The following is a 16,314-nucleotide window of genomic DNA, read 5'->3' as shown; positions in this document are numbered from 1 at the left end:
CTGAGCGATGTCGAAGAGCATAGCTTGGGGCTTGTGCTTCGACTTCGCTCAGCACGAACGGCAAAAGCTGGCGCAGACAAAGGGGCAATTCCATGCGGCTATCCATCGACCATCGCACCAATTACCGGTTCAGCGAGCCGCAGGCGCGCCTCGTCCAGCTGCTCCGGCTGACCCCGCAGAACACCCATGACCAGACGGTGGCGCAGTGGCGGATCGACGTCGATCGCGACGCCCGGCTGCGCCAGGGCCGCGACGGTTTCGGCAATTGCATCACGATGCTCTACGTCGAGGGTCCGCTGGACGGCATAGAGATCGCGGTGTCCGGCGAGGTGCTGACCAGCCATTCGAGCGGGGTTGTCCACGGCGCCAGCGAACTGCTGCCCCCGGCCCTGTTCCTGCGCGCGACGGAAGCGACCGCGGCGGATCCGGACATCGCGGCGTTCGCACTGGGGGCAGGGGGCGAGCGCCCGCTCGATCGGCTGCACCGGCTGAACGACGCGCTGCACGAACGGTTCGCGTTCGACCGCGGCCGGCCGCTTCCCGGCCTCGATGCCGCGGCGGCGTTCGTGCGCGAAAGCGCGACGCCGCGCGACATGGCGCAGATGTTCGCGGTCGCGGCCCGCTCGCTCGGTATTCCGGCGCGCTACGTCTCGGGTTATTGCCGCACCGACATTACCGGCGATCACCGGCCGACACCGCACGGCTGGGTGGAGGCGCATGTCGACGGGATCGGCTGGATCGGCTTCGACCCGTGCTTTGGCAGAAGCCCGGAGGATAATTACGTCCGGGTCGCGGCGGCGCTCGACGCGGCGGGCGCCGCGCCGGTTGCCGGATCGCGGCTGGGCGAGGGCGCGGAGCGGCTTGACGTGGACGTGAGCGTTGTGGCGGAGGAGTAAGCCGGCGGGGGTCGGGGTTTCACCCTCACCCTTCCCACCACCTGCGGTGGCGGGCCCCTTCCCTCTCCCGCCGGGAGAGGGAGGGAGGCGCGGTACGCGCCGGAAGGGTGAGGGCGATGAACTCGTGCGCTACGCCGTCTCGCGCTGCAACCGCGGCGGGTCCGTCACGTCGTCCTCGTACCGGCTCCAGCCCGCGGGGCCGAGAACCTCGACCGGGCGATAGCGCGTCTTATACGCCATTCGCGCCGAACCCTTCACCCAATAGCCGAGATAGACGTAGTGCAGCCCGGCTTCTCGTGCGCGCAGGATATGGTCCATGATGATGAAATTGCCGAGCGCGGGGCGGGTGGTGTCGGCGGCGTCGAAGAAGCTGTAGATCATCGACAGACCATCGGCCTGGCGATCCGTCAGGCACGCGCCGACCAGACGGCCGGGGCGGCCACCGACGCCGGGTTCGCGATATTCGACGACGAAGGACTCGACCGTCGAATGTTCGACCATGTCGGCGTAATCGTCCTCGTCCATGCCCGCCATGCCGCCGCCCGGGTGACGCGCGGAGAGATAGCGGCGGAGCAGCTGAAACTGTTCGTCGGTCGCCCAGGGGCGGCAGGCGCTCACCTCCAGGTCGCCGTGCCGCCGCAGCAGCTTGCGCTGGGTGGCGTTGGCGACGAATTCCCCGACGACGACGCGCACCGAAACGCACGCGGTGCAGCCGATGCAGTTCGGACGATAGGCCACCCCCTGGCTACGGCGGAAACCGATGCGGCCGAGCGCTTCGTTGAGTTCGGCGGCGTGGACGCCGACGAGTTCGGTGAACACCTTGCGCTCCTGCCGACCCGGCAGATACGGGCACGGCGACGGACTCGTCACGAAGAAGCGCGGATAGCGGAAATGCGCGGTCACCGCTGGTCGAGCCCTTTCGATGGCGCCGCGATCGGCGCCGGACGCCCTCTATGAATCGCATCGTCGCGCATGAAAAGGCGGTTTACCACGATTCGGTTATCAACCACGCAGCTTCACGCCGACTCCACCTGAGTCGTGTCATAGCCGCCTTCGCGCAGCGCCGCGATGAGCCGGTCGAGATGCGCACGGTCGCGCGTTTCGCATTCGATGTCGGTCACCAGCCCCTTGGCGGGCAGGGTCGTGAAGACGCGCTGATGATAGATTTCGATGATGTTGACGCGTTCGGCGTCGAAGATGCGCGCGACGTTGAACAGCGCGCCGGGCTGATCCTGCAAACGGATGCGCAGCCGCGCCAGCCGTCCGGACCGCGCCAGATCGCGCAGCAGGACGTTGGCGAGCAGCCGGGTGTCGATATTTCCGCCGCACAGCACCACGCCCACCGTCTTGCCGCGGAAGCGATCGGGGTAGGACAGCAGTGCCGCCAGCCCCGCGGCGCCCGCGCCCTCGACCACGGTCTTCTCGATCTGGAGCAGCAGGCTGACCGATTCCTCAAGCGCGCGTTCGCTGACGAGGAGGATGTCGTCGACCAGGTGCGCGACCATGCGCGCGGTGATCCCACCGGGTTCCTTGACCGCGATACCCTCGGCCAGCGTATCGCCGGCGCACGGCATGTCGGTGCCGCGGATGCGGTTGTACATCGACGGGAAGAGTTCGGCCTCGACTCCGATCACCTCTATGCCGTGACCCTGCGCGCGCGCCACCGTCGCCATGCCCGAGATCAGGCCGCCGCCGCCGATCGGGACGATCAGCGTGTCGATATCGCCCACATCCTCGAACATCTCGACCGCGACGGTGCCTTGCCCTGCGATGACGCGTGGGTCGTCGAAGGGGTGGACGAAGGTGTAGCCGCATTCGGCTTCGAGGACGCGGGCGTGGGCGTAGGCGGCGTCGAAAGTCTCGCCGTGAAGCACGACCTTGGCATTGTGGCCCTCGGTCTGCACCACCTTCACGGTGGGCGTGGTGATCGGCATCACGATCGTCGCGGGGACGCCCAGCCGATCGGCGTGATAGGCCAGACCCTGCGCGTGATTGCCCGCCGATGCCGCGATCACGCCCTTGGCGCGGGCTTCGGGCGACAGCTGGAGCAGCGTGTTGAGCGCGCCGCGCTCCTTATAGGCCGCGGTGAATTGCAGATTTTCGAACTTCAGCCACACCGTCGCGCCGGTCATCTTGCTCAGCGTCTTGCTGACCAGCGTCGGCGTGCGGACGATCGCGTCGCGGATGCGCGCGTGCGCGGCGCGGACGTCGCCGATCGAGACGGGCAGGTCGGGTTCGAGCTGTACTGCGGTGGCCATGATGCCGCGTAGCCGAATGCGGTTGTCAGTGGAACCCGGGCGCACGGCGTGTCGCCGTCCCTCTCTGATGGTGCAATGGCCGCTTGCGCTCGCGCGGTGCGGCGAGGAAGGAGGACGCGATGTACCAGTTCGACATTTCCGGCGGCACCAAGCCCGCCCTCTATCGCGATCTTCTGTCCGCCCTGGATGCGCTGACCGCCGATGAGCCGGACGGCGTGGCCAACATGGCCAATGCCGCGGCGCTGTTGTGGGAATATCTGCCGGGGCTGAACTGGGCCGGCTTCTACCGCGTGATCGGTGGCGAACTGGTGCTCGGGCCGTTTCAGGGGAAGGCCGCGTGCATCCGCATCGCGATCGGCAAGGGCGTGTGCGGCACTGCGGCGGCCACGGCCGAGACCCAGCGCGTGGACGACGTCCATGCCTTCCCAGGGCATATCGCGTGCGACGCCGTCAGCGAGTCCGAGCTGGTCGTGCCGATCCTGCGCGATGGGGTGGTGATCGCGGTGCTCGATCTCGACAGTCCCCATCCGGCGCGCTTCGATGACGAGGACGTCGTGGGGTGCGAGGCGATCGCGCGCCTGCTGTCGCTGCGCCTCTGATCCGAACCGGGGATCTGATCCGTTTCGGGACGAGGCGTGCGCTGGCGAGATCGTTCACGAATTGGTAAGCAACCGGTGAATGAAGTCCGGCGTTCATCGGGCCGGAGCGTTGTTGCTTTGGGAGACTGGCATGCGAACCCTGTTGATCGCGGGAACGGCGATGGTGGCGCTGATCGGCGCCGATGCGGCGTCGGCGGGCGAGCGGATGGTGCAGCGCGGCCCGGGTGTGCAGCCCCGCTCGGCGATGCCGGTCACGCAACATCGCGCGGCCCGACCGATCACCCATCAGCGCGCACCGCGCTGGGGCAGCAAGGTCGGCGGACGCTGGTGGGGCGGCGTGAACGCGCCCGGCGGCTGGAACGCCTATCGTCGGCCAGTGCGCGGCTGGGCGGTGCCGGTCTATTGGAACACACCGCGCTTCTACGTGTCCGACTGGGCCAATTACGGACTCGCGCAGCCGCCCTACGGCTATAATTGGGTGCGCTATTACGACGACGCGGTGCTGATCGACAGCCGCGGGTCGGTCTTCGACACCACGCAGGATGTCGATTGGGACCGCCAGGATCGCTACGCCGACGTAGGCGACTATGGCTATGACGACGACCGGGTCTATGCCGGCGATGCCCGCGATTATGACGGGCGCGATTTCGACCGGCGCGACGACGACCGGCGCCGCGATACGCGCTACGAGCGCGGCGACAACGGCCTGGGCGGCGCCGCGATCGGTGCGGTTGCGGGGGGAGTCGCGGGCAATGTCATCGCCGGACGCGGCAACCGGCTGGGCGGCACGCTGATCGGCGCGGGCGTCGGCGCGGCGGCGGGCTATGTCATCGACAAGAACGAGGATCGCGGCCCGGCCTATCGCGGCCCAGCCTATCGTGGCGGCGACTATCGCGATCCTCCCGCACCGCCGCCACGCGTCGGATATGGTGCGGGCTATCCGCAGCCCGGCTACGGACCCGGCCATGCACCGCCGCGCGCCTATCCGCCCGCGCCGATGGCGGGCGGCAATCATTGGGTTTCGCCCGACGGCGGCACGACCGTGGTGACATCGGGCGGCGGCTATGGCGGCAGCTACACGACGGTGACGGTGCAGACCGCCCCCGTCGTGACCACGACCACCACCGAGATCTACGAGGATCACGTCACCTGGTCGCGTCCCATAGCGAAGAAGAAGGTGTGGAAGCCGCGTCGCAAGACGGTGTGCCGCTGCTCCTAGGACGGACGCGACATTCAGGCGCGTCTCGCATCCCGGCATCTGTTCTCTTGGCGAAAGCAGGAGTCCAGAGCCACCGGCGACGCACCCTGCCACCCTGGACTCCTGCTTTCGCAGGAGCAAAGGAGAGGTCGAACCGAAACCGGACCACTCCATCGGCCGAAGGTCGATCTGCCCTGGGACTGTTTTGATCGGGTCGGACGCGGACCCGACATCCGCTCACGCCGCCGCGGCCTCCGATCACGCCGCGACCAGCGTCAGCGCGGATACGCGTGCACGGCCCGCGCCGTGCTGAACCGACACGTCGGCGACGAGATGCCCCGGCAGGCCGAATTCTGCCTCGGCGAGCGTGCCCAGCCAGGTGTGCAACGCTGGCGAATCGGCTGCTTCGACGATCAGCGCGTGACGCGCGCCGACGAAGGTCGCGCTGGCCCAGGGGCGCTCGCTGGCCGAAGCGATGCGGATCGTACATCCGCCGGACTGCGCCATCGCCACGAGTGCGCGCGCCAGCTTGCTCCCCGCGCTCATGCCCGCCGCTCCGCCAGGAAGCGGTCGATCCGCGCCGCCACCTGCTCGCCCAGCTGACGCCCGCGGCGCAGGTCGCCGACCAGGCGGGGATCGTGGACGGCCAGCCGCCCGAACTTGGTTTCCGGCATGCCGGTTTCTTCCAGATACCGTCCGATTTCCGTCAAATTCGCCACTGCGGCCTCCACCGATTCTCCAATGATGTTCATGGTCTGTTCCGCAATCTCCAACTTGTCTAGGACTTTTCCTGCGGCTATGAAGGTGCATGTCCCCGACCGAGCAGAGAGCCGCCTTGATGGCGCTGGCGCAGGCGCGCGGGCACAGCCTGGCGGCATTGTCGGCGATGATCCGGCGCAATTCGGCCTATCTCCAGCAATTCGTCACGCGCGGCACCCCGCGCCTGCTTGCCGAGCGCGACCGGCGACTGCTTGCCGACGTGTTCGGGGTCGACGACGCGGCGCTGGGCGGGTCGCCCGCGCCCGGCGTCTTTCAGGTGCCGCGGCTGGACGTCGCAGCGTCGGCGGGGCCGGGGGCGCTCGTGGATGCGGAGGTCGCGATCGGCACGGAAACGCTGTCGCCTGCGCTGGCTCGCGATCTGGGACTTCGCGAAGGGATGGCGGGGGTCATCCGCGTGCGCGGCAGTTCGATGGAACCGGCGCTGCGCGACGGCGATCACGTGATCGTGGATCGGGGAGACCGTACGCCGGCCAAGCGCGGCGCGATCTACGTCATCCGGATCGACGGGACATTGATGGTCAAGCGAGTTGCGCTGGTATCGGCCGTATTGGTGGCCAGCAGCGACAATCCTGCTGCTTCCCCGGTTTCGCCCGGCGCGATCGAGGTGATCGGCCGGGTGGTTTGGCGGATGGGCCGTCCCGAATAGCTATCTCCCGCGCAGCCAGATCACCAAAGCGAGAGCGACGCCGATCGCCAGTCCGATCACGAAGCCGAGCGTGGTCTGGCCCATGAAGAAGCCGATGAGCGCACCGGCCAGGGCACCGAACGCGATCGGTGCGCCGCCGGCCGCGGGGGAGGGGGGATTGGCCATCCCCAACGTCCTGCCATGTCCCGTCGCGGCACACCAGCGTCCCGTTCCGGGACGGTCGAGCGGTGCCAGGAGCGGCCGTTTACCAATGTGCGCCGCCAATCAGCGTCACACTGCCAAGGCTGGCACGCGTCGTGCTCCACACGGGGCTGTCACAATGCCGGAGCACCGATGCCGTTTCATCTCGCCCACGCCGATTCGGTAGCCGACGCGGCCGATCTGATCGCCCATCACGGCAATGCCGCGCGCGAATCCGCCGCGGCCCGCGCGTGTGCGGCACGCGCCGTCGGCAATCATCTGCGGTTCTGCCACTGGCGACAGATCGAACGGCTGATCCTGCTGCTCGATACGCGCGAGGTGATCGGCACCGTTCACTGACATTGCCGCGCACCGCTGGCGTCTGAGCGACGTGCCACCTATCTGGCCGGGATGGATGCGCTGACGCTCTTCGGCCTGTTCGCGGTCAGCTTCATGCTGATCTGCTACATGCTCGAACACCGCGCACCCATCTGGACCCTGTTCTTTGCGCTGGGTTGCCTGATGGGTTCGGCTTACGGTTTCCTGCAGGGGGCGTGGCCGTTCGGCGTGGTGGAACTGATCTGGTTCGCGGTCGCGCTGCGCCGCTGGTCGGGCTTGCGCCGGGCCGCTTCACCCGTGGTTGACAGCGCGGCGGTCCGGCCTTAATTGGAACCTACCCCGATCACACCGGTTCCCGGCGGCGCTCCGTTGCGTTCGCCGCAATCGTGCGTTTGGGGCTAACGCGTCGATATGGGGTCCGTGCAGCCATGCCGGTCCCGTGGAGCTAGGAGACACATTTCATGGCACGTATCGCGGGTGTAAACATCCCGACCAACAAGCGCGTGGTGATCGCGCTGACCTATATCCACGGCATCGGTTCGACCAAGGCCAAGGAAATCACGACCAAGCTCGGCATCGCCGAGACGGCGCGCGTGCAGGATCTGACCGACCAGGAAGTTCTGCATATCCGTGAGGCGATCGACGCCGATCATACGGTCGAGGGCGATCTTCGCCGCCAGACCGCGATGAACATCAAGCGTCTGATGGATCTGGCCTGCTATCGCGGCCTTCGCCACCGTCGTGGTCTTCCGGTCCGCGGCCAGCGCACGCACACCAATGCGCGCACCCGCAAGGGCAAGGCCAAGCCGATCGCCGGCAAGAAGAAGTAGCAGCGAAAGCGCGGGGCGCTTTTGCGCCACTTCTTCTCCGCCGCGAGGCCGCTCTCCACGAGCGCAGTCCCGGCGTAACGCAAGATACAGGTCAGGATTAAACAATGGCACGCGAACCTCAGCGCATCAAACGGCGCGAGCGCAAGAACATCACGTCGGGCGTCGCCCACGTCAACGCCAGCTTCAACAACACCATGATCACCATCACCGATGCCCAGGGGAACGCGATTTCGTGGTCTTCGGCGGGCACGATGGGGTTCAAGGGAAGCCGCAAGTCGACTCCCTATGCGGCGCAGGTCGCAGCGGAAGACGCTGGCAAGAAGGCAGCCGAGCACGGCGTGCGCACGCTCGAAGTCGAGGTCAAGGGGCCTGGCTCGGGCCGCGAATCGGCGTTGCGTGCGCTCCAGGCGGTCGGTTTCCAGATCACTTCGATCCGCGACGTCACCTCGATCCCGCACAATGGCGTGCGGCCGTCGAAGCGCCGCCGGGTCTGATCCGGAACGTCACGATACCCGCGGTCCGCTGACGAGCGGTTCCGCTTCTACCCACGGCCGCCGCCGCCCCCCAAAGGTTCTTGGCGCGAGGCCCAACTCAGGGGACACAGCTTGTCTGTCAATGCAAAGAACTGGCAAGAACTGAAGAAGCCCAGCGGGCTCGAGAAAAAGGGCGGCGATGGCAAGCGCAAGGCGACGTTCGTCGCCGAGCCGCTGGAGCGTGGCTTTGGCCTCACGCTCGGCAATGCCCTGCGCCGCGTTCTTCTCTCGTCGCTTCAGGGTGCCGCGGTGACCTCGATCAAGATCGAGAACGTGCTGCATGAATTCAGTTCGCTGACCGGCGTGCGCGAGGACGTGACCGATATCGTCCTCAACGTGAAGCAGATCGCGCTGCGCATGCAGGGTGAAGGACCGAAGCGTCTCCAGCTGTCCGCCACCGGCCCCGGTGCGGTGAAGGCCGGCGACATCGCGGTGTCGGGCGACATCGAGATCATGAACAAGGACTTGGTCCTTTGTCACCTCGATGAAGGCGCGACGCTCAACATGGAGCTGACCGCCGACATCGGTAAGGGCTATGTCCCCGCGACCGCCAACCGTCCGGCCGACGCCCCGATCGGGCTAATCCCGGTCGACGCGCTCTATTCGCCGGTGCGTCAGGTGTCGTACAAGGTCGATCCGACCCGCGTCGGGCAGGATCTGGACTATGACAAGCTGACGCTGTCGGTCGAGACCGACGGCACCGTCACCCCGGAAGACGCGGTGGGCTATGCCGGCCGTATCCTTCAGGACCAGCTGGCGTTGTTCGTCCACTTCGACGATTCGTCGGCGCCGCGCTCGGCACCGGTGGGTCAGGCCGTCGCGGCACCGCAAGGTGGCGAGATGACCGGCGATACCCAGCAGATCAACCGTTACCTCCTCAAGAAGGTCGACGAGCTGGAACTGTCGGTGCGTTCGGCCAATTGCCTGAAGAACGACAACATCATCTATATCGGCGATCTGGTCGGCAAGACCGAGGCGGAGATGCTGCGGACCCCGAACTTCGGCCGCAAGTCCTTGAACGAGATCAAGGAAGTGCTGTCGTCGATGGGCCTGCGGCTGGGGATGGAAATCCCCGGCTGGCCGCCGGAGAACATCGAAGAGATGGCAAAGAAGCTGGAGCAGGAAATCATGGGCTAAGCCCACCGGGTTAGCCATGCTAACCCGGAGACGGCGCCAGCCCGGCCGGCGGGTCGGCTTGCCGAACCGGGCCGACGACGTGGCTTCGCCACGTCGGCCCCTCCACCCCTCGCTTTCAGCGAGCGGTCCCCCTCCCCGAGCAGGCTCGGGGAGGATAAGAAGAAGGCAAAAGGGTGGCGGCCTTGACGGCCACCTGGTCTGGGGTTTCCGTAAAACGGCCCCTTAACGAACGAAGGAAATATCCATGCGCCATCGCGTCGGCGGCCGTAAGCTACAGCGCACTTCGGCTCATCGTCTCGCCCTGTTCCGCAACATGTCGGCAGCGCTCATCAAGCATGAGCAGATCACGACGACCGTGGCCAAGGCCAAGGAACTGCGGCCCTATGTCGAAAAGCTCATCACCCTCGCCAAGAAGGGCGGCCTGTCCAACCGCCGCCTGGCGCATTCGCGGCTGCTGGACGATGCGCAGCTCGTGAAGCTGTTCGACGTCCTCGCTGCGCGCTATGCCGAGCGCAACGGCGGCTACACCCGCGTCGTCAAGGCGGGCATCCGCGCGTCGGACGCATCGCCGATGGCCATCATCGAATTCGTCGACCGCGACGTGAGTGCCAAGGGCCAGGATTCGGGTCCGGTGATGAACGACCAGGATTTCGACGAAGCCGCATAAGCGATCGGTCTGTGATTCCGGACATGTTTGGCTAGCGTCCCCCGCAAGCATGTACCACCCCGGCGAAGGCCGGGGCCCAGGCTCGGAACGCCGGGTGGGGATGTGTTTGGCTTCGTTGCGATCGTTCTTGCACCTGGGCCCCGGCCTTCGCCGGGGTGGTAGATCATGGACGCAACAAGTATCAAACAGGTCCGGGATGATGGACGGACATGGGGCCGCGCTTCCACGGGAAGGCGCGGCCCCTTTCGTTATGAGGCCCGGCCCGCTATCCGGACGCCATGCAGCATCCCGACAGCATCCTCATCGTCGATTTTGGCAGCCAGGTCACCCAGCTGATCGCCCGCCGCGTGCGCGAGGCGGGGGTGTATAGCGAGATCGCTCCCTTCCAGTCCGCCGCCGACGCCTTCGCGCGGATGGCGCCCAAGGGGATCATCCTCTCCGGCGGTCCCGCGTCGGTGGTCGATGCGGACAGCCCGCGCATTCCCGAAGCGATCCTGGCCTCTGGCGTGCCGTTGTTCGGCATCTGCTATGGCCAGCAGGCGATGACCCTGCAACTCGGCGGCGTCGTCGAAAAGGGCAACAGCGGCGAATATGGCGATGCGCTGGTCGAGGTCGCCGATTCCTGCATCCTCTTCGATGGGCTGTGGGGCGAGGGCGAGCGCCACCAGGTGTGGATGAGCCACGGCGATCACGTCGCGGCGCTCGCCCCCGGCTTCCGCCCGGTCGCCGCCAGCCGCGGCGCGCCGTTCGCGATCATCGCCGATGACGCGCGCCGCTATTACGGCATGCAATTTCATCCCGAGGTCGTCCACACCCCCGACGGCGCCAAGCTGATCGGCAATTTCGCGCGGCACGTCTGCGGGCTGGCGGGCGATTGGACGATGGCCGAGTTCCGCGACACCAAGATCGCCGAAATCCGCGCGCAAGTGGGGAAGGGCCGAGTCCTCTGCGGTCTGTCCGGCGGCGTCGACTCCGCGGTGGCTGCGGTGCTGATCCATGAGGCGATCGGCGAGCAACTGACCTGCGTCTATGTCGACCACGGGCTGATGCGGGCAGGGGAGAGCGAGCAGGTCGTCGGCCTGTTCCGCGGCGCCTACAACATTCCGCTGGTGCACGTGGAGGCGCAGGATCTGTTCCTGGGCGGTCTGGCCGGGATCACCGATCCGGAGGCCAAGCGCAAGTTCATCGGCAAGACCTTCGTCGAGGTGTTCGAGGCCGAGGCCGCAAAACTCGGCGGTGCCGAATTCCTGGCACAAGGCACGCTCTATCCCGACGTGATCGAGAGCGTCAGCTTCACCGGCGGGCCATCGGTGACGATCAAGAGCCACCACAATGTCGGCGGCCTGCCCGAACGCATGAACATGAAGCTGGTCGAGCCGTTGCGCGAATTGTTCAAGGACGAGGTTCGCATCCTGGGCCGCGAGCTTGGCCTGCCCGAAATCTTTGTCGGTCGCCACCCGTTCCCCGGCCCCGGGCTGGCGATCCGCATCCCCGGCGAGGTGACGAAGGAGCGGTGCGACACCCTGCGCCTGGCCGACGCCATCTACCTCGACGAAATCCGCAAGGCCGGGCTGTACGACGCGATCTGGCAGGCGTTCGCGGTGCTGCTGCCGGTAAAATCGGTCGGCGTGATGGGCGACGGCCGCACCTATGACAGCGTGCTGGCGTTGCGCGCGGTGACGTCCACCGACGGCATGACCGCGCAGGCGTTCCAGTTTCCGGGCGATTTTCTGCCGCGCGTCGCCACCCGCATCATCAACGAGGTGCGCGGGGTCAACCGGGTGACGTATGACTATACCTCCAAACCGCCCGGCACGATCGAGTGGGAGTGACGCGGACGCAGCGTGACGGGGACCAAGGCTGGCGCAGGATTATCCCGCTCGCCTCGATACCGGTACGCTGTGGCGCGCGTCGGGCTATTGCCGGAGGATGATCCTGCGTGTCCTGCCCTTACTTCTTGCCGCAACCGGGCTGATGGCAGCCGATAGTCCGCGCATGACCTGGGCGGACCTGCGCGCCCGTCCGCGGCCGGCGGCGGACGCTACCATTTCCTATGGCAGCGATCCCTATCAGATCGTCGACGTGTGGGTGCCCGCGGGCAGGGGGCCGCATCCGGTGGTGGTGATGGTCCATGGCGGCTGCTGGCAGACGAGCATCGCCGACGCCAAGCTGATGAACTGGATCGCGGGCGATCTGCGCGACGATGGCATTGCGGTGTGGAACATCGACTATCGCGGGGTCGATCGGCGGGGCGGTGGCTATCCCGGCACCTTCGCCGATGTCGCGACCGCCGCCGATCGGCTCGCGATCGAGGCGAAGCGCTTCGGGCTGGACACCCGCCGCGTCGTCGCGGTCGGCCATTCGGCGGGCGGGCATCTCGCGCTCTGGCTCGCGGGACGATCGCGATTGCCGGCGGGAAGCCCCCTGCGCATGCCGCACCCGCTGAAGATCGCGCATGTCGTGAGCCTGGGCGGGCTGCCCGACCTGGCCGACACCGCCGCCAGCCCCGAGAACGGCTGCGGGACGGAGGTCGTCGCCCGTCTCGTCGGCACCGGTCGGGCGGACCCTTATGCCGACACCTCGGTCCCCCGCCTGCTGCCGCTCCGCGTGCCGCAGGATCTGGTGAACGGGCGCGAAGACCGGATCATCCCGTATCGCATGGCGCTTGGCTACGTGAAAATGGCCGCGGCGGCGGGCGACCGGGCGAGGCTTCACACCGTGCCGGATACCGGCCACGTCGAATTGGTCGCGCCGGATACGCCCGCGTGGATCGAGGCAAAGCGGCTGGTGAAGGCGGCATTGGCCGGCCGGGCCGAGTGACGCGGCACCGCTTGACCGCGATACCGGGGTAGTCGATCCTCCATCGACATGGGCGGGAGAGTGGCGATGCGGACGATGGTCATGCTGGCATGCCTGGCGGCGATGGGCTGCTCCAAGCCCCAGTCCATGGTTGCGCCCGAACCGGACCAACGCCTGCAGGCCTTCGACGTCGCACTACCGGGCATCGTGGCTTCGCCGAATGATCGGCGGCCCGCCGCATTTTCTGGTCCGCAAATCGCCTACACCTACCGGCTTGGATACACGCTTGATGGCGCTGCTGTCGCACCAGCCCAGGCCAAGGCAGTAACCCTGTGCAACCGGCTGGGCGTGCGGCGCTGCCTGATCGTCAAGTCGGACCTGACCCGCGATCCCGATATCGGGGGCTCCGGCAGCCTGAGCCTCATGGTCGATGCCCGCCTCGCGCCGCGCTTCGGTCAGCAACTCGACGCTATTGCGACCGACGCGGGCGGCAGCGCGGCCGAGCGCCATGTAGAGGCCGAGGACGTTACCAAACAGATTGTCGACACCGCCGCACGGGTGCGCGCCAAGCAGGCGCTGGCCGACCGCCTGCTTGCGATCATCCGCACGGCCAATGGCAAGGTCGGCGAACTGGTCGAGGCGGAGAAGTCCTATGCCGCGGTTCAGGAAGATCTGGATGCCGCACGCAGCCTGCAGGTTGAACTGCGTCAGCGTGTTGCCATGTCCCAGGTCGACATAACCTACAGCTCGGTGCGTGCCGATGGCGCATGGATGCCGGTCAGTCGCGCAAGGGATGGCCTGGCGGGCAGCTTTGCCTCCAGCATCGCAGCACTGGTCACGTTCGTTGTCGTGGCGCTCCCTTGGGCAGCGCTGCTCGCGCTCGTCGTCTGGCTCGTCCGGCGCACCGGCTGGCGGCCGCGCTGGCCGTTCCGCCGCCGGGGCGCCCCCATCGCTTGATTGCGCGCCCGCCTCCATGTCCGTATAGCCCGCCGCATCCGCCCCGGCTTCGCGCACGCGCCGCCGGGGCGCCTAGTTTACGGGGACATGCGCTTATGGCTCGCCGCCGCCAGATCTACGAAGGCAAGGCCAAGATCCTCTACGAGGGTCCGGAACCCGGTACGCTGATCCAGTATTTCAAGGACGACGCGACCGCCTTCAATGCCCAGAAAAAGGGCACGATCAACGGCAAGGGCGTGCTCAACAACCGCATTTCCGAGCATGTCTTCACCCTGCTCGACCATATCGGCGTGCCGACGCACTTCATACGCCGTCTCAACATGCGCGAACAACTCATTCGTCAGGTGGAGATCGTGCCGATCGAGGTCGTCGTGCGCAACGTTGCCGCGGGGTCGCTCTCCAAGCGCCTCGGCATCGAGGAAGGCACCAAGCTGCCGCGCACGATCATCGAATATTATTTCAAGGACGATGCGCTCGGCGATCCGATGATCTCCGACGAACATATCGCCGCCTTCGGCTGGGCCAGCCAGGAGGAGATGCACGACATCGCCGACCTGGCGATCCGCATCAACGACTTCCTCAGCGGCCTGTTTGCCGGCGTCGGCATCCGGCTGGTCGATTTCAAGCTCGAATTCGGCCGCATCTGGGACAATGACTACGGTCGCATCATCCTGGCCGACGAGATCAGCCCCGACGGCTGCCGTCTGTGGGACATGGAAACCAACGACAAGATGGACAAGGACCGCTTCCGCCAGGATCTGGGCGGCGAGGCGGAGGCTTATCAGGAGGTCGCGCGCCGGCTCGGCCTGCTCCCGGAGGGCGAGGACGGCGCGGTGCTCGACCTCGACAGCCATCGCAAGCGGCGCGGCAAGTAGAGGCTCCAAGAATATGAAGATCAAGGTTTTCGTGACGCTGAAGCCCGGCGTCCTCGACCCGCAGGGCAAGGCTATCGAACACGCGCTGGGAAGCCTGGGGTTCGAAGGCGTGGGCGAGGTGCGCGCGGGCAAGCTGATCGAGATGGAGGTCGCCGGCGACACCGAAGATGCGACGATCGACGCGATGTGCCGCAAGCTGCTCGCCAACACCGTGATCGAAAACTACCGGATAGAGCGCGCATGAAGACCGCGGTCGTCGTCTTTCCGGGATCTAATTGCGACCGCGATCTGGCGGTCGCGCTGGAATCGGTGACGGGCGTGAAGCCGGCGATGGTGTGGCACGCCGAAACGAGCCTGCCCGATGGCGTCGCCTGCGTCGCGGTGCCGGGTGGCTTCTCCTACGGCGACTATCTCCGCTCGGGCGCGATCGCTGCGCGCTCGCCGATCATGCGGGCGGTGGTGGAAGCGGCGGAGCGCGGGGTCGCGGTGCTTGGCGTGTGCAACGGCTTCCAGGTGCTGACTGAAGCGGGACTGCTGCCCGGCGCGCTGATGCGCAATGCCGGGCTGAACTTCGTCTGCCGCGATGTCGCGCTGACGGTCGGCGAAGCGAAATCGCCGTTCACCGCGGGCTATGCGCGCGGCGACAGGATCACGGTGCCGATCGCGCATCACGACGGCAATTACTTCGCCGACGCCGAGACGCTCGACACGCTTGAGGGCGAAGGCCGGGTAGCGTTCCGCTACGCCGGCGCGGTGAACGGGTCCGCCCGCAGCATCGCCGGCATCGTCAACGCGCGCGGCAACGTGCTCGGCATGATGCCCCACCCCGAACGCCGCATCGAACCCGCACACGGCGGCACCGACGGGCGACGGCTGTTCGAGGGGTTGCTGGAGGCGGTGGGCGGGTAGCAGCAGCGGGCTCGACTGCTTGTCCGGCGATGGTAGCCACATTGCCAGTGCCGGAAAAAATCGCAAGTGGTGCGCGAACTGATGCGCGAGTTCGTCCAACGTCAGCAGGATCGACGCGACCACAGCGCCTCCCTGCAAGGCAAGGTCGCCGCGGCGCGGGTTTCGGTCGATGAAGGACGGGGTCGGTCCAACGACGCAGTCGAGGCCGAGTTCGCCGCCCGCCGCGCCCGTATCACCGATCGGGTGTGAAGGTCAGATGGACGCCGGGCGCCGAGCAGGACCGAACTGCGATCTGGGATTATCTCGAAGCCCGTGATCCCCAGACGGCGCTGCGGATCGATCGCCTGTTCAGCGACGCTGCTGCCGGGTTGGCCGACTTTCCCTTGCTCGGCCAGGGAGCGGGAAGTGTCCGGCACGCGCGAACTTACCCCCATCGAAGCTACCGGCTCGTCTATGAAGTCGTCGACGAAACGGTCTGGATTCTCGTGCTGATCCATACCGCCCGCCATGGCCTCCGCTGCGCTCCCCCTTGAAAAGAATGCAGTTTGCCGGGCTCCGGGGGCGTGCCGATCTAGAGCGGGATGACATTGCTCTGAATCGATTGAGGATTCCGTTGGGGCGAGAAGTCTGATTCAAGATGCAGGCTGGGCGAGGAGGCCAGCCTTGATGGCGAAGCCCTATTCGATGGACTTGCGCGAGCGGGTGGTTGCC

23 protein-coding genes are annotated in these 16,314 nt (G+C 66.8%); 18 read left to right on the top strand and 5 right to left on the bottom strand.

The window, feature by feature from the left end; all coding sequences use genetic code 11:
• The first annotated feature begins 92 nt into the window (after positions 1-92).
• The gene (locus tag VF643_RS09910; RefSeq protein ID WP_331043223.1) at positions 93-896 is read left to right on the top strand and encodes a transglutaminase family protein; all 804 of its coding nucleotides are present in this window, start codon (positions 93-95) and stop codon (positions 894-896) included.
• A gap of 129 nt (positions 897-1,025) precedes the next feature.
• On the opposite strand, the gene VF643_RS09905 is transcribed toward VF643_RS09910, so the two are convergent.
• Together VF643_RS09905 and VF643_RS09900 are read right to left on the bottom strand one after the other, a co-directional pair.
• Positions 1,026-1,799 carry an arginyltransferase gene (locus VF643_RS09905; RefSeq protein ID WP_331043222.1) on the bottom strand — a complete coding sequence of 258 codons (774 nt, stop codon included), beginning with the start codon at positions 1,797-1,799 and terminating at the stop codon, positions 1,026-1,028.
• A 113-nt stretch (positions 1,800-1,912) separates the two neighbouring features.
• Complete coding sequence (locus tag VF643_RS09900) at positions 1,913-3,154, bottom strand: threonine ammonia-lyase (RefSeq protein WP_331043221.1); 1,242 nt, start codon at positions 3,152-3,154, stop codon at positions 1,913-1,915.
• Between the two features lie 119 nt (positions 3,155-3,273).
• Between VF643_RS09900 and VF643_RS09895 the strand changes: the two genes are divergently transcribed.
• Together VF643_RS09895 and VF643_RS09890 are read left to right on the top strand one after the other, a co-directional pair.
• Positions 3,274-3,753, top strand: coding sequence for a GAF domain-containing protein (locus tag VF643_RS09895; protein ID WP_331043220.1), 480 nt, complete (start codon positions 3,274-3,276; stop codon positions 3,751-3,753).
• 130 nt (positions 3,754-3,883) lie between these two features.
• A complete protein-coding gene (locus tag VF643_RS09890; protein ID WP_331043219.1) occupies positions 3,884-4,972 on the top strand; it encodes an RcnB family protein in 1,089 nt (362 codons plus the stop codon).
• A gap of 237 nt (positions 4,973-5,209) precedes the next feature.
• Here the strand turns inward: VF643_RS09890 and VF643_RS09885 are convergent, their stop codons facing one another.
• Together VF643_RS09885 and VF643_RS09880 are read right to left on the bottom strand one after the other, a co-directional pair.
• On the bottom strand, positions 5,210-5,497 hold the full coding sequence (locus tag VF643_RS09885; RefSeq protein ID WP_331043218.1) for a hypothetical protein: 288 nt from the start codon (positions 5,495-5,497) through the stop codon (positions 5,210-5,212).
• Positions 5,494-5,703 (bottom strand): hypothetical protein, encoded by a 210-nt coding sequence (locus tag VF643_RS09880; RefSeq protein WP_331043217.1) that lies wholly within the window; start codon positions 5,701-5,703, stop codon positions 5,494-5,496. Before VF643_RS09880 ends, VF643_RS09885 begins: the two co-directional genes overlap by 4 nt.
• Positions 5,704-5,759: 56 nt before the next feature.
• On the opposite strand from VF643_RS09880, the gene VF643_RS09875 reads away from it, so the two are divergent.
• A complete protein-coding gene (locus tag VF643_RS09875) occupies positions 5,760-6,377 on the top strand; it encodes a S24 family peptidase (protein WP_331043216.1) in 618 nt (205 codons plus the stop codon).
• Here VF643_RS09875 and VF643_RS09870 read toward each other — a convergent pair whose 3' ends face one another.
• Complete coding sequence (locus VF643_RS09870; protein ID WP_331043215.1) at positions 6,378-6,542, bottom strand: hypothetical protein; 165 nt, start codon at positions 6,540-6,542, stop codon at positions 6,378-6,380. It lies immediately after the preceding gene.
• 168 nt (positions 6,543-6,710) lie between these two features.
• On the opposite strand from VF643_RS09870, the gene VF643_RS09865 reads away from it, so the two are divergent.
• The 14 genes from VF643_RS09865 to VF643_RS09800 all read left to right on the top strand — a co-directional run bounded on the left by VF643_RS09865 (position 6,711) and on the right by VF643_RS09800 (position 16,136).
• A complete protein-coding gene (locus VF643_RS09865) occupies positions 6,711-6,917 on the top strand; it encodes a hypothetical protein (RefSeq protein WP_331043214.1) in 207 nt (68 codons plus the stop codon).
• Positions 6,918-6,968: 51 nt separating this feature from the next.
• A complete protein-coding gene (locus VF643_RS09860) occupies positions 6,969-7,223 on the top strand; it encodes a hypothetical protein (protein ID WP_331043213.1) in 255 nt (84 codons plus the stop codon).
• Positions 7,224-7,357: 134 nt separating this feature from the next.
• On the top strand, positions 7,358-7,726 hold the full coding sequence (gene rpsM / locus VF643_RS09855) for a 30S ribosomal protein S13 (protein WP_331043212.1): 369 nt from the start codon (positions 7,358-7,360) through the stop codon (positions 7,724-7,726).
• Between the two features lie 104 nt (positions 7,727-7,830).
• Complete coding sequence (gene rpsK / locus VF643_RS09850) at positions 7,831-8,220, top strand: 30S ribosomal protein S11 (protein WP_331043211.1); 390 nt, start codon at positions 7,831-7,833, stop codon at positions 8,218-8,220.
• Between the two features lie 111 nt (positions 8,221-8,331).
• Entirely contained in the window at positions 8,332-9,396 is a 1,065-nt protein-coding gene (locus tag VF643_RS09845) for a DNA-directed RNA polymerase subunit alpha (RefSeq protein WP_331043210.1), read from the top strand.
• Positions 9,397-9,640: 244 nt separating this feature from the next.
• Positions 9,641-10,063: a 50S ribosomal protein L17 gene (gene rplQ / locus VF643_RS09840; protein ID WP_331043209.1), complete on the top strand. Its 423-nt coding sequence runs from the start codon at positions 9,641-9,643 to the stop codon at positions 10,061-10,063.
• 278 nt (positions 10,064-10,341) lie between these two features.
• Positions 10,342-11,895 carry a glutamine-hydrolyzing GMP synthase gene (gene guaA, locus VF643_RS09835; RefSeq protein WP_331043208.1) on the top strand — a complete coding sequence of 518 codons (1,554 nt, stop codon included), beginning with the start codon at positions 10,342-10,344 and terminating at the stop codon, positions 11,893-11,895.
• A 142-nt stretch (positions 11,896-12,037) separates the two neighbouring features.
• Positions 12,038-12,883, top strand: a complete 846-nt coding sequence (locus tag VF643_RS09830; RefSeq protein ID WP_331043207.1) for an alpha/beta hydrolase — start codon at positions 12,038-12,040, stop codon at positions 12,881-12,883.
• Between the two features lie 66 nt (positions 12,884-12,949).
• Positions 12,950-13,819, top strand: a complete 870-nt coding sequence (locus tag VF643_RS09825) for a DUF4349 domain-containing protein (RefSeq protein WP_331043206.1) — start codon at positions 12,950-12,952, stop codon at positions 13,817-13,819.
• Between the two features lie 95 nt (positions 13,820-13,914).
• On the top strand, positions 13,915-14,694 hold the full coding sequence (gene purC, locus VF643_RS09820; protein ID WP_331043205.1) for a phosphoribosylaminoimidazolesuccinocarboxamide synthase: 780 nt from the start codon (positions 13,915-13,917) through the stop codon (positions 14,692-14,694).
• Between the two features lie 13 nt (positions 14,695-14,707).
• Positions 14,708-14,938 carry a phosphoribosylformylglycinamidine synthase subunit PurS gene (gene purS, locus VF643_RS09815; protein ID WP_331043204.1) on the top strand — a complete coding sequence of 77 codons (231 nt, stop codon included), beginning with the start codon at positions 14,708-14,710 and terminating at the stop codon, positions 14,936-14,938.
• Positions 14,935-15,603: a phosphoribosylformylglycinamidine synthase subunit PurQ gene (gene purQ / locus VF643_RS09810; RefSeq protein ID WP_331043203.1), complete on the top strand. Its 669-nt coding sequence runs from the start codon at positions 14,935-14,937 to the stop codon at positions 15,601-15,603. Before purS ends, purQ begins: the two co-directional genes overlap by 4 nt.
• A gap of 69 nt (positions 15,604-15,672) precedes the next feature.
• Positions 15,673-15,852 carry a hypothetical protein gene (locus VF643_RS09805; RefSeq protein WP_331043202.1) on the top strand — a complete coding sequence of 60 codons (180 nt, stop codon included), beginning with the start codon at positions 15,673-15,675 and terminating at the stop codon, positions 15,850-15,852.
• A complete protein-coding gene (locus tag VF643_RS09800; RefSeq protein ID WP_331043201.1) occupies positions 15,849-16,136 on the top strand; it encodes a type II toxin-antitoxin system RelE/ParE family toxin in 288 nt (95 codons plus the stop codon). Before VF643_RS09805 ends, VF643_RS09800 begins: the two co-directional genes overlap by 4 nt.
• Positions 16,137-16,314: the final 178 nt, after the last annotated feature.

The organism is Sphingomonas sp. (assembly GCF_036387595.1).
Lineage (GTDB): Bacteria > Pseudomonadota > Alphaproteobacteria > Sphingomonadales > Sphingomonadaceae > Sphingomonas.
This window is presented reverse-complemented; position numbering and strand designations above follow the sequence as displayed.